Annotated in this window: 1 tRNA gene; it reads right to left on the reverse strand. The window is 35.6% G+C overall.

What is annotated here, in order from left to right:
- Positions 1 to 146: 146 nt before the first annotated feature.
- Positions 147 to 220, reverse strand: a tRNA-Ile gene (locus tag ACY2RS_RS16080).
- Positions 221 to 222 lie beyond the last annotated feature (2 nt).

Genomic DNA, 222 nt, shown 5'->3' on the forward strand with positions numbered 1-222 from the left:
GAATTTAGAATTCAGATTTTCGAACAACGAAGTAATTCCCAACTTCTAAAATTTCCTTTCAATATGTAATGAACGTATATTTCCGAAGAAATAATTTCAAATTTCAATTTCGATTTCGATTTCAAAGTCGATTTCGATGGTAATCGTAGTCTCAGGCAGACTCGAACTGCCGACCTCTACATTATCAGTGTAGCGCTCTAACCAGCTGAGCTATGAGACTTT

The sequence above is a fragment of the Patiriisocius sp. 208BN25-11 genome, assembly GCF_058147145.1.